Consider the following 3,510-nt stretch of genomic DNA (forward strand, 5'->3'; position numbering starts at 1 on the left):
CCGGCCAGGGCCACGCGGTGACCCTCGCCGAACCGGCCGCGCCGATGCTCGACGGCGCCCGCGAGCGCTTCGCGGCGGCCCAGCTGCCGGCGCAATTCCTCCAGGCCTCCTGGCAGGAGCTGGCGACGCAGGCCCACGAGCCCTACGACCTGGTACTCTGCCACGCCGTGCTGGAATGGCTGGCCGAGCCGGCCGCCATCCTTGCGCCGCTGCGCCAGCTGACCGCCGAAGACGGCTGGCTGAGCCTGGCGTTCTACAACCGCGACGCGCTGATCTACCGCAACCTGCTCAAGGGCCACTTCCGCAAGCTGCGCAAGGAGCAGTTCGCCGGCGAAGGGCAAAGCCTGACCCCGCAGCGCCCCCTCGATCCGCGCGAGCTGGAGGCGCAGCTGGCACCGCACTGGCGCATCGAGACGCGCAGCGGCGTGCGCGTGTTCCACGACTACATGCCCGCCGAGTTCCAGGGCAAGGCCACCCTCGAAGACCTGCTGGAGATGGAGCTGACCTATCGTCGCCATCCGGCCTTCGCCGGGCTGGGTCGCTATCTACACTGGATGTGTCGCCCCGTTGTATGACCGTGCGGGGCCCGGGAGTCGTGTATGCCCCGTTCAGTCCTGCTGGTCCTGTATGCGCTGCTGGTCGCCTGCCAGACAACCAGCAGCACCTCTCCCACCTCATGGCCGGCGCAAGCCGGCGCCGACAGCCCGGATGTCGTCCAGCCCGCCCCCGGGGCGTATTACCCGGCGACCCCGCGTGATTACGCTGCCTACCGCACCTGGCGATGGCAACAGGAGCCGACCGGCAGCGCCCACTACAGCGCCGCACAGGTCCGCGACGCCGTTACCGCCGAGCTGGAACGGCTCGGGCTGCGTGAACGCCACGACGCCAGCGCCGACCTGACGGTCTGGGCCGAGCTGTTCCAGACCAGCCGCCTGCAACAGGTCGTCGAGCCTTACGGCGGCAGCCAGGGTTTTGCACCTCACGTCGGCGCCTTCGGTGGCGGATGGAACGCCATGCCCAGGGTCTACGCCTATCGGCGCAACATACTGGTCTTGAACCTGGAGCTGCGCGACAGTGACGACGGCAAGGCGGTCTGGCGTGGCCATGGCGAGTCCCCCGTCGATGGCGCCGACCGAACCAGGCTATACCAGGCCGCGCGCAGAGCGCTGTCCGGCTTTCCGCCGTAGACTGACCGGCGTCACCGAACCGGAGGTTACCGCCATGCCGTACCGCCTCTTGCTGATTCCGCTGCTTATGGTGCTCGGCGCCTGCCAGAGCACCATGGAGCTGGATTACGACCCCACCCGCGACTTCGCCGCCTACCGCAGCTGGAGCTGGCAGGAGCCCGCGGTGCGCTACCGTCCGGACGATCCGGTGATCAAGAGCGACCTGACCGAGCAGCGCATTCGCGAAGCCGTCGGCCAGCAACTGGAACAACGCGGCCTGCGTCAGGCGACCAGCGGCCAGGCCGACCTGAAGGTGCAGGCCTGGTTCAGCGTCGAGCGTCGCCAGGACAGCTACACCACCTACTACGGCGGCATGTTCATGGGCTACCCGAGCGGCTGGTGGGGCGGCCCGTCCTACGCCCAGACCAACACCTACGACTATCGCGTCGGCATCCTGCAGGTCGACCTGCTGGATGGGCGCGATGGCCGGCTGGTGTGGCGCGGCAGTGACGAGCAGGTGCTGTCGCGCGGTCAGCAAAGCCCGAGCGAGCGCGCCACGCTGATTCGCGAAACGGCGGCGCGGGTGCTCAGCCAGTATCCGCCGCGCGCCCGCTGACGGAGGCGACATGGACAGTCGCGACATACTGATCCTGGTCACCAGCGGACCGAGCACCCCGGCCCGCTGCGCCGCCCCCTTCCACATCGCCACATTGCTGGCCTGCATGGATGCGCGGGTCACGCTGTTCCTCACCGGCGAGGCCACGCAACTGGCCCGTCGTGAAATGGCCAAAACGGTACGCCCGATGGCCGATGGTGAATGCGTGCTGCACTTCATCCGCCAGGCCAAGCAGGCCGGCGCGCGTCTGCTGATGTGTCGCCAGCCGGGCGTGGCGCTGGACGCGGCGCTGCTCATCGAGGAGCTGGACGAGATCTCCAGCGGCGGTGAACTGGCCCGGCTGATCCTCGAAACGGAAAAGGTACTGAGCCTGTGAATATCCAAGGACTGGAGTTCCCCGACGACTTCCAATACGCCCCGGCGCTGGGCTTGTGGCTGCGCGAGGAGGCGGACGGACAACTGACCCTCGGACTGAACGCCTACGGCTGCGCCCTGTACGGCGAAATCTTCGCCTTCACGCCCAAGCGCCTCGGCGCACGCATCGAGGAAGGGCGCAGCTTCGGCGTGCTGGAATTCGCCAAGGCGGCCACCTCCTCGCGCAGCCCGCTGAGCGGAGAACTGAGCGCGATCAACGAGGCCCTGGAACAGCGCCCGGCGCTGATCCATCGCGATTGCTACGGCGTCGGCTGGCTGGTGCGCCTGCGCCCGGAGGACTGGCCCGCGCAGCGCCAGCGCTTCCCCCAGGGCGAAGCGGCGCGCGCGGCGCTGGAGGCGCAGATGCGCCTGGATGGCTTCAACCCGGACAACCCGGCGGTGCAGGCGCTGAAGTGGAAGAAGTAGCGGGACGGCGCATCCGCTCCTACAGGCCGCGATCAGAGATCAATGGCGGAAGGCAGTAGGAGTCGAACCTACCCGGGAGCGGCTGCCGCCCCCAACTGAATTTGAAGTCCAGCCGCGCCACCGGACACGCTTGCCTTCCAGGCTCGGTAACCCTAGTTGCCCACCAGCCCGCTGTCACGCCGCACCCGGCGTTCGTTGCCGAAGCGGCGGGTCAGGCCGACGCGGTCGAAATGCTCCAGCAGCTGGATGCTGCGCTTGCGGCCCAGGCCGATGCGGTCGCGGAAGGCGGCGGCGCGCACGGCGCCCTGCTCGGTTTCGAGCGCCAACAGGATGTGGGCCGCGCGCCGCAGCGTGGCTTCCGGGTAGAACAGATCGCGCACCACCTGCTGCAGCTGCCCCAGCCGCGCCAGCTTGCGCAGCAGCAGGCGCATGTCCGCTTCGGTCGTGCCCGTCTCCCGGGCCAGATCGCGCACCCAGGGCGGGTCGAAGCCGCCGGCTTCCAGCAGCGGCCAGATACGCGCCTTGAGCGCTTCCTCCGTCTCGCCCAGGCGCACCTGGTGGTCGGGCCGATGCAGCCAGGGGCCGCTGCTGGCCACCGCGCCAGCGGCCAGGCTCTCCTCCAGCCGGGCGATGAACAGCGGGCGCTCCAGCTGCGGCAGCGCGTAGCGACGCAGGCGATCGCGGTCCGGGCCCAGCTCGTCCGGCTGCTCTTCATGAAAGCGCTGCAGGGCCGCGACCAGCGTCTCGCCCAGTTGCTTCCAGCGCTCGGCCAGCAGCAACCGCGGGCCCACGCGGGTGGCAATGCGCAGCACTCCTGCGGGCAACGGCCAGCTGTCCGGCAGGCGGTTGAACTGCCGCTCCAACATCGCCGGCTCCAGGCCATTGGGC

At 69.4% G+C, this 3,510-nt stretch carries 6 protein-coding genes and 1 tRNA gene; 5 read left to right on the top strand and 2 right to left on the bottom strand.

Annotated elements, in window-relative coordinates; translation table 11 throughout:
- From AS93_RS0117515 to AS93_RS0117535, 5 genes are all read left to right on the top strand, one after another.
- A partial coding sequence (locus AS93_RS0117515; protein WP_027591796.1) for a methyltransferase occupies positions 1 to 575 on the top strand: 575 nt, incomplete at its 5' end.
- A 24-nt stretch (positions 576 to 599) separates the two neighbouring features.
- Positions 600 to 1,187, top strand: a complete 588-nt coding sequence (locus AS93_RS19755; RefSeq protein WP_051587533.1) for a DUF4136 domain-containing protein — start codon at positions 600 to 602, stop codon at positions 1,185 to 1,187.
- A gap of 34 nt (positions 1,188 to 1,221) precedes the next feature.
- Positions 1,222 to 1,782, top strand: a complete 561-nt coding sequence (locus tag AS93_RS0117525) for a DUF4136 domain-containing protein (RefSeq protein ID WP_027591797.1) — start codon at positions 1,222 to 1,224, stop codon at positions 1,780 to 1,782.
- Positions 1,783 to 1,792: 10 nt separating this feature from the next.
- Positions 1,793 to 2,158, top strand: coding sequence for a DsrE family protein (locus AS93_RS0117530; RefSeq protein ID WP_027591798.1), 366 nt, complete (start codon positions 1,793 to 1,795; stop codon positions 2,156 to 2,158).
- Positions 2,155 to 2,622 (top strand): glycine cleavage system protein H, encoded by a 468-nt coding sequence (locus tag AS93_RS0117535; protein WP_027591799.1) that lies wholly within the window; start codon positions 2,155 to 2,157, stop codon positions 2,620 to 2,622. Before AS93_RS0117530 ends, AS93_RS0117535 begins: the two co-directional genes overlap by 4 nt.
- A gap of 43 nt (positions 2,623 to 2,665) precedes the next feature.
- On the opposite strand, the gene AS93_RS0117540 is transcribed toward AS93_RS0117535, so the two are convergent.
- Both AS93_RS0117540 and AS93_RS0117545 read right to left on the bottom strand, forming a co-directional pair.
- Positions 2,666 to 2,761, bottom strand: a tRNA-Sec gene (locus AS93_RS0117540).
- Positions 2,762 to 2,774: 13 nt separating this feature from the next.
- On the bottom strand, positions 2,775 to 3,510 hold a 736-nt coding region (locus tag AS93_RS0117545), incomplete at its 5' end, for a SelB C-terminal domain-containing protein (protein WP_027591800.1).

It is taken from the genome of Pseudomonas sp. RL, assembly GCF_000647775.1.
Lineage (GTDB): Bacteria > Pseudomonadota > Gammaproteobacteria > Pseudomonadales > Pseudomonadaceae > Serpens > Serpens flexibilis.

Bases quoted from the DNA above. Each gene is read 5' to 3' on its own strand.
- AS93_RS19755 (WP_051587533.1), top strand. From the start codon at position 600: ATGCCCCGTTCAGTCCTGCTGGTCCTGTATGCGCTGCTGGTCGCCTGC.
- AS93_RS0117525 (WP_027591797.1), top strand. From the start codon at position 1,222: ATGCCGTACCGCCTCTTGCTGATTCCGCTGCTTATGGTGCTCGGCGCC.
- AS93_RS0117530 (WP_027591798.1), top strand. From the start codon at position 1,793: ATGGACAGTCGCGACATACTGATCCTGGTCACCAGCGGACCGAGCACC.